Genomic DNA, 19,047 nt, shown 5'->3' on the forward strand with positions numbered 1-19,047 from the left:
CAGGCCGTGCTATATCCATGCCCCCACAGCCTCCCTTCGCACTTGGGGCAGGATGGCGGTCTGGGCCAGAGATATTTTCGACCCAGCCTGAAAAGGCTCTTGACGCATACCCCGACAAATATTATCAATAGAGTACGGGTTGTGAGTTTTACTCACTGTTTTTCGGGGTAAAGGGTGCTGCTACATCCTTTACCCCAATTGTTTTCTATGACCGCTTCCGCCCTATTCCCAAAGCCAGAATAATTCGACATCCGACCCCCTCTAGTCAAGCGTTTGTGAAAAATACGGCCCCTTCCCGACAGCATATTCTGCCAACCAACACGGGTTCACCGATGCCGCACAATGGGAAAAGATCTACTTGATCGAGCTCGGTGAAAATGCGGCCTATTTGAGGGATCTGGATCTTCAGCAGATTGCATCCGTAACGCTTAAACCAAATCACGTTATATTTGTGCCAAAAACCGGCGTTGCAAAAGCCAATCAGGCAGTCGATCAATATATCCGGCGCATGCTTCCTTTCAGCATGAACTATGACGTTTACAATATGAGATAACATGCCTATTTTCAATTATAATATATACAATTTGAAATTATTTTTTATTGTACATATCTCCAAATTGAATGGAGGTGACGATCATGAGCAACGTTAACACGAATATAAATGACTGGAATTATCAATTTGATAAAGTATTTTATGCCATTAAATCTCGTGGATCATTAATAATGATTGTTTTTTTAATAATTGCAATACCTTTAACGCTTATATCGTTGACAAAGCCAGAACCGCAAACAGCAGTTGCAAAAATTATGTTTGAAAACAACCATAGATTGAGTCTCGAGCTGTCAAGCCAACTTTCGGAACGTGCTTCGCGCAGCACAATCGCCATCGAACGGATGAATTCTCAAATTGAAATTTTGAAAGGCAATACGCTGATCGAGAAGGTTGTCAAAAACCTTGCCATTGCAAAGTATCCGGAAAAAGAAGATGAAGCCATCAAAAAAGTCCAACAAGGAATCGAAGCTTACCTTATGCCGGAATCCACTATCATAGAAATCTCTTATACTGATTCAGATCCAGAATCCGCCAAAATGGTGCTGAATACGCTTCTTCAATTATACAAAGAATATTACAGCAAAAATATAGAAGGAGAGAATGTATTTGATTTTTATAACGATAGAGTAGTGCAAATCGAAAGTGAGCTTAATAAGAGCATTGGTCATTTAAATCTCTTGAAATCCAGGGAAGGAATGTATGCCGATATCGAAACGGTTAAAAACGATTTAATCCAAAACATCCAGAATACGAAAATTCGCATGAACGCGGCCAATCTAAAAATCGCTGAGCTGGATGCTCAAATAAAATACATACAGGATAAACTTCATAGTCAGCCATTGCAAATTAACAACAACATTGAAATGATCGCAAACCCTGAAGTTATATCGATCAAAAATCAAATTGCTTTGCTTGAACTGGAAAAATCCAATCTTTTGACCAAATATGTCGATGATTCCCGTGAAGTCAAGGATGTCGATACACAAATTGCCTTTCTTTACAAGCAGATACATAAACACGAACCAATGGTCGAAGGAAAACGCACATTTGCGATAAATCCGTTACGTGAGAGTCTTCGGACTGCAGAGATGAATCTTTCCACCGAGCTGGATGGGGTGCAGAAATCCAGAAATGAGTTGATCCGTATGATTCTGGCTGACGAGGGCCGGCTGGCGCATCTCGACACAGTCGAATACCAATTCATCGAAGCAGAACAAAAAGTGGCCTCCGGGAAAAAGATGCACAACTTCTATCTCGGAAAGCTGGATGACGCCCGTTTCGTCGAGGCCATGAACAGCCGGGAGATCACTTCACTGAATGTGATCCAATCAGCGCAATTGAAGCAGAAAAAGCGCCTGGCGACTCTCTCGTCGGTGGCGGCCGGAACGGGGCTCGGCGCTGTCATCGCAGTCGTGTTTGCCCTCATTCTGGAGCTCTTCAGACCCCGCCTGAGCCGTCCGGATCAGATCCAGGAGATTCTGGGCATACCCGTACTGGGTTCCATCACAAACGGACACCACGAAAATCAACGGTCTTGATCGCCATGTACAACGCATTTTACGGGTTCAGCAGAAAGCCCTTCAGCATCAGCCCTGATCCGGATTTCCTTTACAGCAATTCCACCTACAGAGAACTGGTGGCTGTGCTGAGATACGGGATTCTGGAGCAAAAGGGGATTATCTGCCTGATCGGCGAGGTAGGAACCGGGAAGACCATGGTGATCAACCATTTGACCGGCATCCTCGAGAAGCGGGTCCAGTTGGCGAAAATCTCCTTCCCCGGCCTTGGTTTCCACGGAATTCTCGACGCCATGACAACCGAGTTCGGGATTGCGGGGGGGGCCAAAACCATCTCGGAACGGCTCGCTTCGCTCACAGACTTTCTGGTCTCCGCCAACGACAAGGGTCATATCGTCGCACTGCTCGTTGACGAGGCCCAGGCCCTGGGCGTGAAGTCACTGGAATTTATAAGGATGTTGTCGAACCTGGAAACGCCGAAAGAGAAGCTTCTCCAGGTTGTCCTGTCGGGCCAGCCCGAACTGAAAGAAAAGCTCAACCTCCCTCAACTGAGGCAATTCAAACAGCGCATCGCCTTAGCGTTCTATCTGAAACCGCTTTCCCTCGAGGAAATCCCCCTTTATATCGCCCACCGGATACGCGTAGCCGGCGGCCACCTGGGGCTGACGATCTTCACCGACGAGGCGGTGAAGCTGATCGCCGATTACAGCCGGGGCATTCCCCGTATCATTAACTCTCTCTGTGAGAATGCCCTTCTGACAGGTTGCGCCTTGAACCGCCCTCAGATCGATGCGGCGATCATCCAGGAAGCTGCCGACGACCTTATGCTTTCGCACAGGGAGGATGAAGGAAGCCGCCAGCAAGAAAACGACAAAAAGAAGAACGAGATCTTGCAGACCGGCATCCCGGAACAAACCTCCGAAGAACCGGCGGCTCTGACGCCGCCGAGGCCTTTGCCGGCTTTTGCATGGCGATGGGCGATGGGACTGGCGGTCTTTCTCCTGATCCTGATGTTCGCCCCTGCGGCCACATTGATCGACCGATATCAGCACATGAATGCAGAAGTCAATCAGGCCCTGGTGCACCCCAAGGATCCGACAACCACTCTCAGAAGCCTGCACACCGAAAATCAGCCTCGACCCCTGTCCGTCGCAACACACCGGTCCCATTTGGGAAGCGACCCTGAATTTGACGGGCGACCCACCCTTACATCCGTGCAAAAGGCGTCCTACGGTGAAGCACTATTCTCGCCTTATGATGTTCCTCCCGATGAGACGCCCCGAGAAGAAGAAGCATCCCGACTGAAGCCATTTGCAAGCGAGTTCACGGACGTGACACCGACAAACGCAGCGCAGGAAGAGCCGGCAGAAGAATCGACCTCTCCCTTTGAAGAGGCGCGGCCAATCGAAATGCCGACGAGACCGGTACAGAGCCAGCAAATGATCGCAGCCTATCTGAACGCGTTGAAGACGTCCCAGGACAGCCCGCATCAGGAAATCGACCGAAAGAATCCGCTCGATGCTCCTCCTGCCGAAGGTTTTTATAAAAGGCGCATTTATCCGGGCGACACGATCACATCCTTGGCGAGGGACAACTATGGCCATGTGAACAGCCATGTGCTGGCCGTCATCAAGGCGGCCAATCCAGATCTCGAAGACCTCGATGTGATCGTAAAAGATACTTACATCAACCTTCCGAACATGATATCCGGCCCCGCATTGATTAAAGACAGCAGCGAACAATACTTTGTCATTGTATTTTCATGCGGGTCGCGCACCAGAATAGATACATGGGAAAAACACATCAAAGCTAAAATAAAAACAGATCTATATATTAGAGAAATTGACATTACATCCGAACGGAAAATTTATCAGATCGAATCAATGAGATATGAATCTATTAGTGAAGCACAATCATTTATTCATATTCTTTCACAAATCCCCTTGTTTGCAAAGTTAAAGGAGGAATATAATGAGCCAAATATATGAACTCTTGAATAAAAACAAAGGGGATACGACTCACCAATCAAATGAGTTGAAAGATTCAGAAGCCCATGAAAAGCAGCGCGAAAGCTATTTGCAAATTCCTGCGCTCGAAATTGATTCACACGAAAATACACGCCAGGAGTTTGAGTGCCTTTACAAGAACCTTACTCTTCTGGGAATGAAAGAAATTCGATCGATTCTCATATGCGGTTTATCTTGTGACAATAATCTTTTGCTTTCGATGAGCCTCGCATCAACGATCGCACGAAGCGAACCTTTGAAAATTCTTGTTGTCGATTCAAACGTGGATTCGCCGGGCCTCTATAAATATGAAGTGGGCAGACGACGGCCCGGCTTTTCTGATTTTCTCCGAGAATATCAGCCCGTAGACCAATATGTCATGCCGTCGAGCAACCCACGCCTGTTTGGCATGAAACTGGGTCTGATGGAAAACGGAGACCGTGAACGTCTGAACCCCTTGCGTGTGGAGTCGGCTATAAAAACGCTTCAATCGTACTACGACATGATTATTCTCGATGGCCCGCCGGTGATTTCAGAGAACTGCCTGCCGCTGGCCAAGAGTGTGGATGGAGTCATTCTGGTTCTACGAATGGGAATTTTAGCCGATTTGGTGAAAAAGGCACGCAGCACATTGGACCAGATACAAACGCGGGTCTTAGGCGCCATTCTTTCTTGACATTGAAGACTACGTAACCATATCGACAATCGTTTTTCAAAAAAGCAGAATCGATTTGAGGTAAATCGTGAATTGGACTTCTCTTTCCATTCCAAAGATCGGTACGCTCCTGATCCTTATGGGCGTCACTTTATTCGTGGCCCTTTCGGGTGCTGAAAAGATTGCATTTGCCATAGCCTTATCAACCGCTCTGCTTGTGGTCGTCACACTTCGGCCGAACCTGGCCATCCTGGCATTGTTAATCACGTTCCTCTTTTCCTATTCTTCCTATCTGCCCGATACCGGCAGGCTGACACCAAACAATGTCCTGGGAGCCGTTTTGTGCATTCTGCTCGCCGTCAAGCTGCTCAAGGGCGAATTCCCCTGGTTGCTGCGCATTCGGCAGATCCCCATTCTCGCTGCAATCGGTCTGATTTTCCTCATCGCCACCTACCTGGCTCCCGCCCATCCTGAATCGCTGGCATCCATCGACAGAACCAACAAGGAGCTCTGGGACTTCTTCTCGCAGGCGGCCTTCGTGACATTCATGATTTTTTTCATCGTCAACACAAAACAGGCGAGCCATGTCTTCTGGATCCTCTATGTCGTCATCCTGTTCTCTGCCGTTTCATCCATTACGAACCTCATGCAGCCAGCCGCCGATTACCGGGCCGTAGCCACCTTCGGCGTCAACATGGCCAAAAACTCCAATCATCTGGCCTTCTACTGTCTCATGGGCACGGTCATGAGCTGGTACCTCCTTCAAACAGCCCGATCCATTTCCGCCCGGCTCTGCTTCATCGTCATGGGTCTGCTGTTCTTGGGCGTAATTTTCCTGACCGCGTCCCGCAACGCAATGATCAATGTCCTCGTTCTATTTACAGTCATCACCCTCGAATCCGGCCTCAGCAAGAGAAAGGTGTTCGCCACCGCGGCCGTTCTCGTCCTGATTGGTTCGGCTGCGATCCATTTCGTCCCGCAGAAAAACCTCGAGCGAATCACGGTCTTCAATATCGACCCGACTCAAAAAGAGGCCTCACAATCCCTGCTGCAGAGGTATCGGACCCTCCTGGTCGGATGGAAGATCTTTCTGTATGAAAATCCCCTGATCGGAGTCGGACCCGGAAACTTCCGATGGATTCGAAGAATCGACTATGATCACAAAACCGTTCCAACCCACAACGCTTTCCTCTGGGCCTTGACCAGCGGAGGGATCGTCGCACTTCTTCTTTACCTGCTTCTTTTCTGGGTGACGTGGAAAGATCTCCGGTGGATGGAGCACCGCGGCCACGCCACAGGACTTCCGCCACCCTGGATGATCAAGACCGTCCGGACAACCTTTATCCTCTTCATGGTCTTTTCCCTTTTCACTGAAGCGTGGCTCGAACTGATCCTGTTTCTCCTGCTCGGGTTGACGGCCACCATGAAAAAGATCCATCTGCAAACGGCCCGCTCCGCCTGACTTCCCACTCATCCCCTCTCCATAGGACACCTTTTCCGATGATCCAAATTGCGTATGTCCTTCATGACTTGAGCATGGGAGGCGCTGAAAGGCACCTGATCGAGGTCCTTCGCCACATTGACCGGAGGCGTTTCAGACCCTGGCTCTTCTGCCTCGGAAACGGATACGGCAAATCCCTTTATGAGGAGTACCGGCGAAGTGACGTGGCGATGATCAGTATGGGCATGGAGGGAGGCTTCGCGAGTCCGAGGAACCTGGCCAGGCTCATCCGAATGGCACGATTGATGCGCTCCGCTGACATCCATCTCGTCCACGGGTACCTCTTCGAAGGAAACCTGCTCGGGGTCCTGGCCGGCCGCCTCGCCGGTGTCCCTATCCTCATCGCCAGCAAACGAAGTCTGGATACCTACCACGGCCTGCAGAAGATCGCGTGCCGATTGACCAATCGGCTCGCCTCCAAAATCACCGCCAACTCCATGGCCGTTTTGAGATTCGCCCAGAAAACGGAAGGCTGCCCCGAAAATAAAATGGTGGTGATCCCCAACGGCACGAGCGCCAGCCCGCCCATCGAGGGATCCATCGAAAGAATGACCCTCCGGCGATCCTGGGGCATCCCGGACGATGGTCTGATCGTTGGAACCGTGGCAAGGTTTTTCTGGAAAAAGGATTACCCCTGTTTCATGAGGATGGCCGCCTCCGTGGCAAGAAGATCCCCCAATGCGTATTTCGTCGCCATAGGAGACGGTCCTCTGAGAGCCCAAATGGAGGAGATGGCCGGCGCATTGGGGATCAGCGAACGATTGCGTTTCCTCGGCTGGCGTGAGGATGCCGCAAGGCTGGCCGCTGGGTTCGATGTCTATGTGTGCGCCTCCGTGATCGAAGGCATGTCGAACGCCCTGCTGGAAGCCATGGCCATGGGGCTTCCCGCCGTCGCAACGGCCGTGGGGGGGAACGTTGAAACCGTGGCACACGGCCGCACCGGTTTTCTGGTTCCTCCAAAGGAACCGGAGCCCCTTGCAGATGCCGTTCTCCAGATCCTGGGCAACCCCCATGTCGCCCGGGAAATGGGACGGACGGGAAGACGGCGGATCGAAGACGAATTCAGCACCCGGCGCATGGTAGACAGGATGGAAAGGCTCTATGAATCCCTTCTCACCGAACATGCAGAAGAACAGCGCCTCCGACGGGCGCATCACTCGACCGGTAAGGATCCTCTTCGTCATCGGAAGCCTCGACATCGGCGGCACGGAAAAACAACTGTATCTGCTCCTGAAGCACCTTGACAGGCAGCGCTTTTCGCCGCGCGTGGTGACCCTCTCGGCAGGAGGATACTGGGTCGGCAAGATACGGCGTCTCGGCATCGATGTGATCGAATTGACCAGACGCAGAAGTTGGGAGATCCGCCGCCTGTGGAGGCTGACCCGAATCTTGAACCACACGGATCCGCATGTCGTTCACGGGTTCCAGATGCCTGGCAATGTTTACGCCGTTCTAAGTTCCATGATCAGCCGTAAAGGCCGTGTCCTCAGCAGCTACCGCAGCTTTGATCCGGCCCGAGACAGCCTTCACCCGCTTCAGGAGTTGAAATGTCTGCTTGCGTATGGCCTGGCCGAGAGAGTCGTATGCAACTCAGAAACACTCAACGCGGATTTGAACAACCGCTATCCGCGCCTCGCGAAAACGGTCGTGATTCATAATGGCATCGAAAGGCCGGTCAAAACACAGGACTGCTCGATCACGCAACTGAAGGAAGACCTGGGCCTCCCGCCGGCCTGTCCCGTAGTGGGTACAGTCGGGCGCCTCGTTCCTATCAAGAATCAATCCCTTTTTCTCAACATCGCCGAACGAATCCTGAAAGACCGCCCGGATACGCGATTCCTCCTGGTCGGGGGAGGGCCCCTTGAAAAGGCGTTGAAGCAGCTGGCATCGGACCTTGGAATAAGCCGGCACGTCGTCTTTACCGGCCAGAGGCCGGACGTTCCGGACCTGTTGAAGGTGTTTGACGTGTTCATCCTGACTACGTCAAACGGGAGCGGCACGGGCGAAGGATTTCCGAATGTCATCATGGAAGCGATGCTGAACGCAATCCCCTGCGTGGCGGCCAGAAAGGGAGGCCTTTCTGAACTGATCACGGACGGCCGAAATGGTTTCCTCGTAGACCCTTTACAGGCAAGGGTGTTCGCAGAAAAGGCAGTGACGCTTCTCGATGATCCGGAATTGCGCTTCCGGATGGGACGCAACGGAAGAAAGGGCATTCTGGAAAAATTCACGGTGGAGCGGATGGTCGCACAGTTCGAAGGGCTCTACCGGTCGATGCTGCAATCGCAACCAGAGAACACGAACGGAGAGGATCATGAAGGTATATATCCTTGATAAACTGGCCTGCCCGAACTGCGGATCGAACTTGAACCTCACGCCTTTCGGGGTGGAAACCCATGATCCGAAAGCTGCCGGCGAACATCCTGGACCGCTGTGCCAACATTGGTGCGGACTCCATAGCGATTTCCCCGAGACACTGGACCGGCTCCCGTGCGGTCCATGCCAACACATGGAAATCATGGAGGGAATGCTTTCCTGTCCATGCGGGGCATGGTATCCCGTCATCAGGGGCGTCCCTCGAATGTTGGGTTTGGAGCTCAGACATATCTTTCTCGAGTATTACCCTGATTTTTTCCAGCGCCACGAGGAACATTTGCCTACCCTCAAAGAAGGCGAAAAAGGCTCTGTGAACAAAGCGCTCGAAATACAGAACAAAAGCAAAACCATTGACCGCTTCAGCTACGAGTGGAACGAATTCAAGGATTATCGGGAAGATAATTTTGAAAAAGGAGTCGGGTATCTTCCCAAAGGGCGCTTTGCGGGAAAGACCGTGCTCGACGCAGGGTGCGGCGCCGGGCGGCATGCCATGGAAGCGTCAAGGCGCGGGGCCCGGGCCGTTTTTGCAATGGACCTCAGCAACGCGGTCGATGCCGCCTTTGAAAACACCTTTTCCGATCCGGCCATCCATGTCATTCAAGGGGACATGTTCCATCTCCCCTTCAGACGGAATTCCCTGGACCTGATTTACAGCCTTTGGGCCTTGCCGCACACAAACGATCCACCTCAAGCCTTCCAATCCATGGTTCCCTTTCTGGCCGAAGATGGAATGATCCTCGCCTATCTGTACAGCAGCGAACGAAAAAAAGCCCATGGTGCCCTCCGACATATCCGGAAGGTCACGACCCAACTCCCGAACCCGGTTGTACGCGCCATCGCCTTCATTCTGGGTGCCGTCGACTACGGCCTGCTGATCCTGCCCTATCGGGAACTATCCGAGGCCCTGCCCATACCGGAGGGATGGAGGAGACTCGTCCCCACCCATGTCCGTTTGTATGCTTCGTGCAGCTTCAGCACCTGTTGCACCGACTGGATGGACCGCCTTTTCTATCCCCATGTCCATTACTATTCGACCGAAGAGATCCACGAATGGATCAGGCAGGCAAAGCTCAAGGCCCCTTCGGTCCGCCGCTTCGACAACTACGCCATCGTCGTTCACGGAACGCGGGCGGCTTGACAAATATCCGGGGCACCCGTCCGGGACAGTGTCCGTCGACGCCATGACGTATGAGTCCAAAAGGCTCAAAAAGGCTCTTGCTGAACGGAATCGAGAAGAACCCGGCGATGTTCGCCGGGATTCGACGGAACTGTCGGAAGGAGACCGTATGCAAATCCAACTGATCAGCAACCCAGATGATCTGAAACCCTACCGTCCTCAGTGGAAGACCCTCCTGGAGCATTCTACCGGGAGCAGCCCTCTCTTTCTCTCTCCGGAATGGATCGAAAACTGGTGGAAACATTTCAGCGACGGCAGGCAAATGCAAACCATCCTCTTCCTGAACGGCAACCGCCTGGCAGGGATCGTGCCTCTTTTTACCACGACCACCCATGTTCTGGGCTTTCCTTTCAAGATTTTGCGTTTTCTAGGATCCCGGCACGCGGATCATCTCGACTTCTGTTTCGACCCTGAGTTGCGCTACGAATGTACGCAACGTCTTTTCCGCTTTGCCGGCGAACATCTCCAGTGGGATGTCATGGATTTAATGGACGTTCCTGAAGATTCCAGAAATCTCCCGATTCTGCGCACAGTGCTGACCGAACAGGATTACCCTTTCCAGGTCGAGCCGTCCATTCTTTGCCCTTTCCTCCCGGTCAATGGAGACGACTGGCCGGTCTATTACGCAAACACAAGATCCAAATCCACCCGCAAGGATCTCACGAGGCGCCTCCGCCGCCTTGCTGAAGGAAGCGAGGCCGTTTTTCGGCAATATGACGATCCGGAAACTGTAAGGGAAGTCTTTCCCTGCCTGGTCGAGGTCTATGAAAAGCGCTGGACAGGCAAAAACCTCAGCCTCAGTTTTGCAGGAACCAAAGAAAGACAGTTCTATCAGGACGTCAGCGCGGACCTCTGCCGTGATGGACGGCTGCACCTGTTGACCTTGGAGGCCCAGGGGCAAATCGTCGCCTTTACGCTTTCCGCCATGCACGGAACCCAGTTCACCTGGTTGATTACGGCTTATAACCCGGAGTATGAGCGGTATTTCCCCGGCGAACAAATTCTGGCGCGATTGCTGGAATCCGTTTTTGACATGAAGCGCTTCCATGAATTCGATTTTACGCGCGGGGAAGAGCCCTACAAATACAAGTGGACCAGCAGCCACCGGTGGAACGTCAGAGTTCTGGTAAGAAACAGAAAGACTTTTTCTCAAATTCCGTTCTCCGGAATCAGAATGGCCGCAAACATCAGACGTGAAGCCAAAAAAATAAAAGTGATTCGCAAAATCAAACTGAATTTAATCGGGAATATATCTCACAAAATCAAAAAATTAAGCAATTTGAATATCTATTGAACGTATTACGAACTATACAAATATTCTTTCATGAAAGCACTGTATGGTATAAACCATGGGGTCAAGAATATTCATAAAATCGCTTTTCATGAAATTGATAAAAATTTCCGCAACGCCGCTCTATTGGACAGCGACACTTCAATCACGGTTCCAAACCCATAAGAAAATCCCCATTCTTCTTTATCACAAAATCACAGATGTCTCCGAAGGGATCGATGCATTTTGGAATGTATCGCCTGGACTTTTTTCAGAACAGATCGAATTTTTGCTCGAAAACGGTTTTCAGGTGATTTCGCTTCAGTCTTTTTATGACACCAGCCAATTCAAGAACAACTTGCCTAGAAGTACGGTTATCCTGACGTTCGATGACGGTTATGCCAATTTCTACACAAATGTATATCCGGTCTTATGCAAATACCGGCTCCCGGCAACCGTTTTCCTGACTGTGCAGTACACGGGAACGAATTCGTTTTACGAATGGGATCGTCCCCTGATTGCCAAAAAAAAGGAATTCGAAAAGGAGTTCAGGCCGCTTTCCTGGAATCAAATAAATGAAATGAAAGAATCCGGACTCATCACCTTTGGATCCCATTCCATGTCACATCCTCATCTTGGCCGTCTGCCGGATGACAAGATCGTATACGAACTACGCGAGTCAAAAAGAATCCTCGAAGAACGGCTCGAACAGCCAATTCTGTTCTTTTCATATCCAGGCGGTAGTTATGCTTATGGCGATGTAAACAAAAACACCAGAAGGCATCTCGTGGAATGCGGCTATAAGCTCGCCTGCACATCACGGACTGGAAGAAATCGAATATCCGACGACATCCTAAGTCTGAAGCGGATCGGCATCAGTAGACATGACGATATTCCGCTTTTCAGAGCGAAATTGACCGGTGGCTGTGATTGGATGGGCTGGGCGCAATTTGCTTTTCAGAAGACTTTTGCAAATGTTTGGTAAACTCTGAAAAACACCTTTCTTAATCTCCAATTCAAATTCAAGCAAAAGGTATCCATTTCATCTATTTCTTCATACTATAATTGGGGGTTACTATGAAAAGAATTGCATTTATCATGTCAACCTTCCCAACGCTCACAGAAACGTTTGTCGCTGGTGAAATCAAGATTTTAATGGATGAATTCCCAAATAGTAAAATTTACTCCCTGCGGCGGCCATTCGATGTCAAACTCCACAAAGAATCCGAAGAACTGATGAAAAAGACGGTTTATGTCGATCCGATCCATTCTGGTGCCTGTGCAGCCTCCAATTTCCATTGGATGGTCAGAAGGCCGAGGAAATATTTTGGCACCCTCGGCTTCCTCATCCGCCACACCCTCTCGAACCCGGTGCACTTCCTCAAAACGATGGCATTGTATCCACAGGCAGTGCACATCGCTTCGATGCTGAAGGAGACCCCTCTAAACCACCTCCATGCCCACTGGTCAGGCTATCCGACAACGGTGGCGCTTGCGGTTTCCAGATTGACGGGTTTGCGATTCAGTTTTACATCCCACGCCTGCGACACCAGCATGATCAAGACCATGGTGAAGCAAAAGGTGCAGGAGGCCGATTTCGTCCTGACCTGCACCCGCGATGCACTGAGATTCCTGTCTACTTTTCTGAATGCATCCGAAATGAAGAAAATTATCGTGAACTACCATGGCTCCAATCTCCAGAAGTTCCGGCCCGAGCTTCGCCGGAAACACTCCGAGGAAAGGCCCTTTCTGCTCGCTGTAGCAGATCTTCACGAAAGAAAAGGTTTTCCTTTTCTGCTCGAGGCATTGGCCCTGCTCCGGAAAAAAGAAGTTCCCTTTGCCTGTCACATCGTCGGCGAAGGGCCGCAGCGGACCTTCCTCGAAAAGAGGATTCAGGAACTGGGCCTTCAAGAGGCGGTGTTTCTCCCCGGCTCGATGACTCAGGAGAAGCTGATCGACGACTATTACGCCCTGGCCGATATCTTCGTTCTGCCTTGCGTCGTGCAGCACGTCCGATTCTTCCGCAAGAATGTGGATCTGGGGCGTCTGAAAATCATCGAAATCAAGATGAGCGGAGGCGAAGGGATTCAGAAAGACGGGATACCGAACGTCCTGGTAGAAGCGATGGGCATGAAGATACCCGTCGTCTCCACGCGGGTAGCGGGTATTCCTGAACTGATTCGGGATAAGGAAAACGGCCTGCTCGTCCCTCCGCGAGACCCCGAAGCCCTCAGCGCAGCCTTGAAATCGCTGATCGAGGATCCGTCTCTCCAGACAACATTAGGCGAAAAAGGCTATGTCCGTGCACACGAAGCCTTCGATCGCAGCAAAAATATTCAGGCCCTGGTCGAGATTTTCCGCGAGGATGGAGCGCCGGCCGCCTCGCCCGGCGCCAAAGGGGATGTGAGACTCCTGAGTCCATTGGGCAGGGCCGCTCCATCGCAGTCCTGAATGCGCATCCTGTGAAATCCCCTGTCAACGATCCGGTAGGAGGATGCCATGGCAAGCAATTTTAGGATTAATCTCAGGAAAAATTGCGCAACAGTCCACATTCGCTTGAAAGGTGATTTTGACGGTGATTCCGCCGCCCGTCTGGCCAACATGATTGAAGACCTCTCTGGCGAAATGAAAAAAATTCGTATCGATACATGCAACCTTGACAAGATTCACCCTTTTGGGAAGGCTGTTTTCCATGCACGCCTTGGAAAGACTATTCGCCTTGCTGACGATTGTAAGATTATCGGAGAAAACGCAGATCAATTCAAAATATGAAATATTATATACACACACCACACGCTATTTAGATTCCATCTGGAAATGGTCTTTTTGGCCAGTCTCGGCGTTTATCTGCACGTTTACTTGTGCGGCGACCTGCAGGCCGCCGCTGCGCAAAAAATCGATTTCCGCGATTGTACAAACCGGGACCCGCCCCGAAGGGGTGGGAAGAGGTACACTGTATAGCCAGAGGTATTCTCATGGAATCCCTTCGTACGCCATTGCGGTCTTCTACCTGGCACTCTCGTCAAACAGGTGACAACAGATCCAATGATCCCTCACTGCCGATGGTCAGCATCCTTATTCCGGCCTTCAACGAAGAAGAATCCATTGCTGACTGCCTTGCTTCGCTCATTGAGCAAACCTATCCCCAGGACCGGATGGAAATCCTGGTGATCGATGGGTTAAGCCGGGACCGGACGCGCGATATCGTCCAGAACTTGTCAGCCCGCTATAGAAATATACGCCTTCATGAAAATCCAAAGCGCATCATCCCCTCCGCCCTGAATATCGGGATCCGCGAGGCGAAAGGCGATGTCGTCATACGGGCCGATGCCCACACCCTCTATGACATCAACTACGTGATGAATTCAGTCACGCTGCTTTTGAAAACACAAGCCGGAAACGTCGGGGGGGTCATCCATCCCATCGGTAAGGGGCTGGTAGGCAAGGCCATTGCCATGGGCGTCAGTTCGCCCTTCGGTGTGGGCAACGCTTACTATCGTTATGCCGAATCACAACGCTGGGTGGATACGGTGGCGTTCGGGTGTTGGAAAAAGCAAACCCTCCTTGCGATCGGCGGTTATAACGAGACGTATCTTGTTAACGAGGACTACGAACTGAACTACCGGCTGCGCCAGAGAGGGGAAGGCATCCTCTTGTCTCCCGATCTCAAATGTTATTATTTCCCGCGTTCCTGTTTGAAAAACCTTCTGCAGCAATACTTCCGCTACGGCAGCTGGAAGGTGAAAATGCTGGCGGAGCACCCTGGATCGCTGGTCTACCGCCAAATCATCCCGCCGCTATTCGTCCTCAGCCTTTTTACCGCCATCGCCATGGCCCCGTTGCACCTGCTTCCCCTGCTGCTGGTCGGGGGCACCTACGCGCTGGCCAATCTCTTCGTGTCCGTGCATACAGCGGCAAAACGCGGGTCCCGGTCAGGATTCGTCCTGCCGGTGGTCTTCTTCTCTATCCATCTGGCGTGGGGGATGGGGTTTCTTTCAGGCTTGCGACATCTTTTCCCCGTCAGGTCCGTCAAACTCAGGCCCGCCTGAAGGACCCCCATCCCGCCCTTTTCCTCGATGTTTTCATGTTCGCCGTCGCTCCTCACCTGCGGAAACAGCACCCTTTCAGGGGCATTACCCTCCCTGGTGAAGCGGCATGAAAACGCCCTGAAGCGTTCCATTTTTACAAACCAACCATTTTCCTCTGGATTTAGCATCGGAACTACCCATCGAGACCATTCCGTAACGAGGACCTGACCGTGGAAATCTTGCTGGCCCTTCCAAAATCGCTGGTGAAACAGGCCTTCCTCTTGAGATCCTGTCTGAGCCCCAGGCTCAACGGTAATGACAGAAATATCAGTGGGGTGATCCTCCAATATCATTCAGTCACCGCTGAAAAGAGATCATCTCTGCCTTATGTTTCACCCAGCTTGTCCGTGACAGTGCGTGATTTCGATAAACAAATGTCATTTATGAAGAAATATTATCAACCACAAAGTCTAACCAGATTTTTAGCAAAACATAAAGACAACCTGAAAAGCAATAAATGTATGTTCGTTGTAAGTTTTGACGACGGTTATCGTGATAATTACACCTATGCATTGCCAATATTAAAAAAACACAGCATTCCAGCAATTTTTTATTTAACAGTCGACTGCATAGATAGACGACCGCCATGGCCGTCTGAGCTACGATTTTTCATTTACAAAACAAAAAAGACATTGCTCAATCTTTCATCTGTTTCAGTATCTTTTCTTGTTGATGACAAGTTTAATAAAGATGCAACATACAACAGTCTTAAGAAAATGATGGTACGTATGAATCGCTCCGATAGAGAAGCGGTTTTGTCGGAGATATCAAGGAAAACTGCGCTCAGTGTTTCCGAGATGAAAGAGCTCGACAGCTTGATGCTGACTTGGAAAGATATTTGGGAGATGCGCGCAGCAGGTATGGAGTTCGGCTCCCACACGTTGAGCCACCCTTCCCTTTATCTCCCTCGAAGAGGCAGATAGAGAAGTCAGAGGCTCCAAGCACATGCTGGAAAGGGCGCTGGATATGCCGATCGATCACTTCAGCTATCCCAATCCCGGGGATTACCCGAATTTCAACAAGACGCTCAAAGAGCTGCTTCAGGAAACAGGATACCTTTCCGCGGCAACATCCGTGCCTGGACACATCCGGACAGGAGACGACCCGTGGTCCCTGAAACGCAAGGGGATATACAGAACCTACAGCAACCTGGCGAACTTCAACTTCTGGGTCGGCCGGGAAACGAGGCATGATGCACCGGCACGGCTGGATCACGCCGGAGCCTAAACGTTCATAACCCTCAAATCCCAAACCCTCTGAGAGGACACGGCAATGTACTCCGACCACCTTCCTGCAGCCGTCGTGCTTGGCCTGGGTCAAAACGGCCTTGCCACCGTCAGATCCCTGGGGAGACAAGGCATCCCGGTGATCGGAATCGATCGCAATCTCAGACAGTATACCGCAAGAACACGTTATTGCCGGAGGCTCCTGTGCACGGATTTCAAGTCCGGCGAGGGGCTGGTGGACCTGCTCGTGGACCTCGGCAAACGCCTGCCGCGGCGCGGGGTCTTGTTCCCCTCCGGGGATTTCAGCCTAGAACTGGTCAGCGAAAAGCGGGAAAGGCTGGCTCCGTATTACCATTTTTCATTCCCGCAAAAAGAGATCGTCCGGCTCACACTGAACAAACGGCAATTTTACACCTTTGCCGCTCTCAAAAACTTTCCGATACCGCAGACCTTTTTCCCGCAATCGATGGATGAATGGCGGGGGATCGCAGACCAGGTCCGTTACCCCTGCATCGTCAAACCGTTCCAACCCAATCTCGGGTGGCGGAAGCTTTTCCCGGATCAGAAGCTCTTTACCGCGCAAAGCAGGGAAGACCTCTTGAGGATGCAAGACCGGTTGATACCGCTGCACAAGGATCTTATCGTGCAGGAGCGCATCCCGGGCAGGGACGACCGGCTTTCCTTCTCCCTGACCTATCTAGACGAAACCTCCCAACCGCTGGGGATCTTTACGGGCCGCAAACTCCGTCAGTATCCGCCGGATTTCGGAACATCCAGCATGGCGCAAAGTCTATGGGATCCATGGATTGCCTCAAAGTCCATCGAGATTCTGCAGGCCATGAAATTCACCGGCTATGGATCGGTGGAATTCCGTCTGGATTTGAGGGACAACGCCTACAAGATCATCGAAGTGACCGCGAGAACATGGTTCCCCCACGGGATCAGCACCGCATGCGGGCAGAATCTGACCTATCTGGCATACTGCCACCTGGTCGGGCTCCCGCTGCCCGAACTCGACGAGCCGCGCAGTCCGGTCAAATGGATCCACGAGGAAAGGGACCTCCGCTCATCGATCGACTATCTCCGCGCCGGGAGAATGACCGTCCGCGAATGGCTTTCATCCTACCGCGGCAAGAAGACCTTCGCCATATCAGCACGGGATGATCCGGCGCCCGCGCTCCACCTCCTGGCGCAGATGCTCTCAGTCCCCTGGCGCCGAATGCTGAAGGGCTGACGGCGGCATTCGGTCTTTTACACCATCCCCATGCCGGAGCCCATCATCTCCTGTTTCAGATGAAAGGAGGATAAGAAATGCCGTGGTTTTGCAGAGTGATCCTGTGTGGCGCCTCTTTGATACTGGCATTGTTTGCCCAGCCCGCGCTGGGCGGCATCGTAAACGATACAGTCGTCGTGCAGTCCAAAGAAAGCGACGCTTACGCAAAGCTGTATAATCTGACCGCCAATGTCTCGAGCAACTATGCCTATCTGGGTAAAGGATACCTGGTCGGGTGGCGTTTCGAGAACATGCCCCTGCCCCGAGGGGCCAAGATAGTCGATGCAGTCTTGGAGCTTTTCTGCAATCAGAAGGAAAGCGCTCCCTTGACGGTTCGCTACCTCGGGGAAGCGGCCGACGATTCGGTTCCTTTCACGACAAGCGTGGGTGACATCGCCAACCGCAGAAAGACGAACTCCTCCATCTTGGATTCACCTGGATCCTGGAGCCTGTGGGGATGGAACTCGAGCCCCTCGCTTCAAGCGGTTATTCAGGAGATCGTCGACCGGCCGGGATGGCGCTGCGGGCATGCCCTCGCGGTATTTGCGGACGGCTCCGTGAGCCCGGCCTGCCGGGGGATCTATATGAGCGAAAGGGCGCCGGAGTACGCGGCCCGCCTCCATGTCTCGTATCTGCTGGAGCAGGTCGAGTACGACACGGACGGGGACCACGTTCCCGATCTCATCCTTTACGACCGGGACGGGGACGGGTATTTCGAATGTCCGGTGGGGAAGACGGAATACACCGGGACCCTGGTGGTTGAGCATCCCCTGGAGATCATGGGATACCCGGCGACGCGTTCCGAAACCCTCTTCAAAGGCGGGGCTTTCATCCTGACGAACGGCGGCAGGATCATCAGCGATTTGTGTTCCCCCATTGTCAGCTCGGCCTTTCCCGAACTGAAAGGAAACGATCTCCAGGTTGTCGCCCGCAACCACATATTCATCAGCTACAATGGAAAGATCTTGCTTGGGGGTGACGGCACAGAAAACTGGGACGGGGACGTCTACCTCGAAACCACGCGACCCGGTTCCGAAATCATCCTGAAAGAAGGCGCTTCGATATTTGGCCGCCATATCGACCTGATCACCTTTATGGGCGAAATCAACATCCGAAGGAACTGCAACCTCATCGGGAACTCGCACATCAATTTCAAAGCGCTTGAGAGCGGCGACATCCGTCTGAACCGCGACGTCGCCATATCGACTTCATCTCTGGATGGTGACTGCTGGGTCAAATTCACTGTCAGAGAAGGCGACGTACATATGAACCGCGATATAGAGATCAGCGCCGATGTGATCGACATGTGCGGAGTTAACGGGAATATCTGGGATGATGGAGAAATCCGCATCATAGGCCTGAGGCAATGCTGGTAAGGCCATCTTCCTCGGAGGAAAAATCATGA

Annotated in this window: 17 protein-coding genes; all 17 read left to right on the top strand. The window is 51.8% G+C overall.

The features are described from left to right. Window positions 1-358 precede the first annotated feature (358 nt). A complete protein-coding gene (locus H567_RS25525; protein WP_035254864.1) occupies window positions 359-553 on the top strand; it encodes a hypothetical protein in 195 nt (64 codons plus the stop codon). A gap of 83 nt (window positions 554-636) precedes the next feature. Then, a complete protein-coding gene (locus H567_RS0116580; RefSeq protein ID WP_028322251.1) occupies window positions 637-2,091 on the top strand; it encodes a GumC family protein in 1,455 nt (484 codons plus the stop codon). 5 nt (window positions 2,092-2,096) lie between these two features. Then, a complete protein-coding gene (locus H567_RS27395) occupies window positions 2,097-4,058 on the top strand; it encodes an ExeA family protein (protein WP_051185051.1) in 1,962 nt (653 codons plus the stop codon). After that, window positions 4,042-4,752, top strand: coding sequence for a tyrosine-protein kinase family protein (locus H567_RS0116590; RefSeq protein ID WP_028322252.1), 711 nt, complete (start codon window positions 4,042-4,044; stop codon window positions 4,750-4,752). Before H567_RS27395 ends, H567_RS0116590 begins: the two co-directional genes overlap by 17 nt. A 67-nt stretch (window positions 4,753-4,819) precedes the next feature. Further along, on the top strand, window positions 4,820-6,193 hold the full coding sequence (locus tag H567_RS0116595) for an O-antigen ligase family protein (protein ID WP_028322253.1): 1,374 nt from the start codon (window positions 4,820-4,822) through the stop codon (window positions 6,191-6,193). Between the two features lie 38 nt (window positions 6,194-6,231). Beyond that, window positions 6,232-7,476: a glycosyltransferase gene (locus tag H567_RS0116600; protein WP_028322254.1), complete on the top strand. Its 1,245-nt coding sequence runs from the start codon at window positions 6,232-6,234 to the stop codon at window positions 7,474-7,476. Then, on the top strand, window positions 7,463-8,566 hold the full coding sequence (locus H567_RS29200) for a glycosyltransferase (RefSeq protein WP_244155496.1): 1,104 nt from the start codon (window positions 7,463-7,465) through the stop codon (window positions 8,564-8,566). Before H567_RS0116600 ends, H567_RS29200 begins: the two co-directional genes overlap by 14 nt. 247 nt (window positions 8,567-8,813) lie before the next feature. Further along, the gene (locus H567_RS27400; RefSeq protein WP_051185052.1) at window positions 8,814-9,746 is read left to right on the top strand and encodes a class I SAM-dependent methyltransferase; all 933 of its coding nucleotides are present in this window, start codon (window positions 8,814-8,816) and stop codon (window positions 9,744-9,746) included. A gap of 148 nt (window positions 9,747-9,894) precedes the next feature. Continuing rightward, on the top strand, window positions 9,895-11,079 hold the full coding sequence (locus tag H567_RS0116615) for a GNAT family N-acetyltransferase (protein WP_028322255.1): 1,185 nt from the start codon (window positions 9,895-9,897) through the stop codon (window positions 11,077-11,079). An 88-nt stretch (window positions 11,080-11,167) separates the two neighbouring features. After that, window positions 11,168-12,040: a polysaccharide deacetylase family protein gene (locus H567_RS27405; protein ID WP_028322256.1), complete on the top strand. Its 873-nt coding sequence runs from the start codon at window positions 11,168-11,170 to the stop codon at window positions 12,038-12,040. Window positions 12,041-12,291: 251 nt separating this feature from the next. Continuing rightward, window positions 12,292-13,506, top strand: coding sequence for a glycosyltransferase (locus H567_RS0116625; protein WP_161626645.1), 1,215 nt, complete (start codon window positions 12,292-12,294; stop codon window positions 13,504-13,506). A gap of 48 nt (window positions 13,507-13,554) precedes the next feature. After that, window positions 13,555-13,827 (top strand): hypothetical protein, encoded by a 273-nt coding sequence (locus H567_RS0116630; RefSeq protein WP_028322258.1) that lies wholly within the window; start codon window positions 13,555-13,557, stop codon window positions 13,825-13,827. A 203-nt stretch (window positions 13,828-14,030) separates the two neighbouring features. Beyond that, window positions 14,031-15,104 (top strand): glycosyltransferase family 2 protein, encoded by a 1,074-nt coding sequence (locus H567_RS25550; RefSeq protein WP_084517453.1) that lies wholly within the window; start codon window positions 14,031-14,033, stop codon window positions 15,102-15,104. A 209-nt stretch (window positions 15,105-15,313) separates the two neighbouring features. Then, window positions 15,314-16,066, top strand: a complete 753-nt coding sequence (locus H567_RS25555; protein ID WP_035254868.1) for a polysaccharide deacetylase family protein — start codon at window positions 15,314-15,316, stop codon at window positions 16,064-16,066. Between the two features lie 22 nt (window positions 16,067-16,088). Beyond that, on the top strand, window positions 16,089-16,370 hold the full coding sequence (locus H567_RS0116645) for a polysaccharide deacetylase family protein (protein ID WP_028322260.1): 282 nt from the start codon (window positions 16,089-16,091) through the stop codon (window positions 16,368-16,370). Between the two features lie 45 nt (window positions 16,371-16,415). Then, on the top strand, window positions 16,416-17,603 hold the full coding sequence (locus H567_RS0116650) for a carboxylate--amine ligase (RefSeq protein ID WP_028322261.1): 1,188 nt from the start codon (window positions 16,416-16,418) through the stop codon (window positions 17,601-17,603). A 77-nt stretch (window positions 17,604-17,680) separates the two neighbouring features. Further along, window positions 17,681-19,018, top strand: a complete 1,338-nt coding sequence (locus H567_RS0116655; protein ID WP_028322262.1) for a hypothetical protein — start codon at window positions 17,681-17,683, stop codon at window positions 19,016-19,018. Window positions 19,019-19,047 lie beyond the last annotated feature (29 nt).

It is taken from the genome of Desulfatiglans anilini DSM 4660 (assembly GCF_000422285.1).
GTDB classification, from domain to species: Bacteria; Desulfobacterota; DSM-4660; order Desulfatiglandales; family Desulfatiglandaceae; genus Desulfatiglans; species Desulfatiglans anilini.

Coding starts and splice junctions, on each gene's coding strand:
- H567_RS0116625 (WP_161626645.1), top strand. CDS start 12,292: ATGAAAAAGACGGTTTATGTCGATCCGATCCATTCTGGTGCCTGTGCA.
- H567_RS0116655 (WP_028322262.1), top strand. CDS start 17,681: ATGCCGTGGTTTTGCAGAGTGATCCTGTGTGGCGCCTCTTTGATACTG.
- H567_RS27395 (WP_051185051.1), top strand. CDS start 2,097: ATGTACAACGCATTTTACGGGTTCAGCAGAAAGCCCTTCAGCATCAGC.
- H567_RS25550 (WP_084517453.1), top strand. CDS start 14,031: ATGGAATCCCTTCGTACGCCATTGCGGTCTTCTACCTGGCACTCTCGT.
- H567_RS0116600 (WP_028322254.1), top strand. CDS start 6,232: ATGATCCAAATTGCGTATGTCCTTCATGACTTGAGCATGGGAGGCGCT.
- H567_RS27405 (WP_028322256.1), top strand. CDS start 11,168: ATGAAATTGATAAAAATTTCCGCAACGCCGCTCTATTGGACAGCGACA.
- H567_RS0116590 (WP_028322252.1), top strand. CDS start 4,042: ATGAGCCAAATATATGAACTCTTGAATAAAAACAAAGGGGATACGACT.
- H567_RS0116645 (WP_028322260.1), top strand. CDS start 16,089: ATGCTGGAAAGGGCGCTGGATATGCCGATCGATCACTTCAGCTATCCC.
- H567_RS0116630 (WP_028322258.1), top strand. CDS start 13,555: ATGGCAAGCAATTTTAGGATTAATCTCAGGAAAAATTGCGCAACAGTC.
- H567_RS27400 (WP_051185052.1), top strand. CDS start 8,814: ATGTTGGGTTTGGAGCTCAGACATATCTTTCTCGAGTATTACCCTGAT.
- H567_RS0116650 (WP_028322261.1), top strand. CDS start 16,416: ATGTACTCCGACCACCTTCCTGCAGCCGTCGTGCTTGGCCTGGGTCAA.
- H567_RS0116615 (WP_028322255.1), top strand. CDS start 9,895: ATGCAAATCCAACTGATCAGCAACCCAGATGATCTGAAACCCTACCGT.
- H567_RS0116580 (WP_028322251.1), top strand. CDS start 637: ATGAGCAACGTTAACACGAATATAAATGACTGGAATTATCAATTTGAT.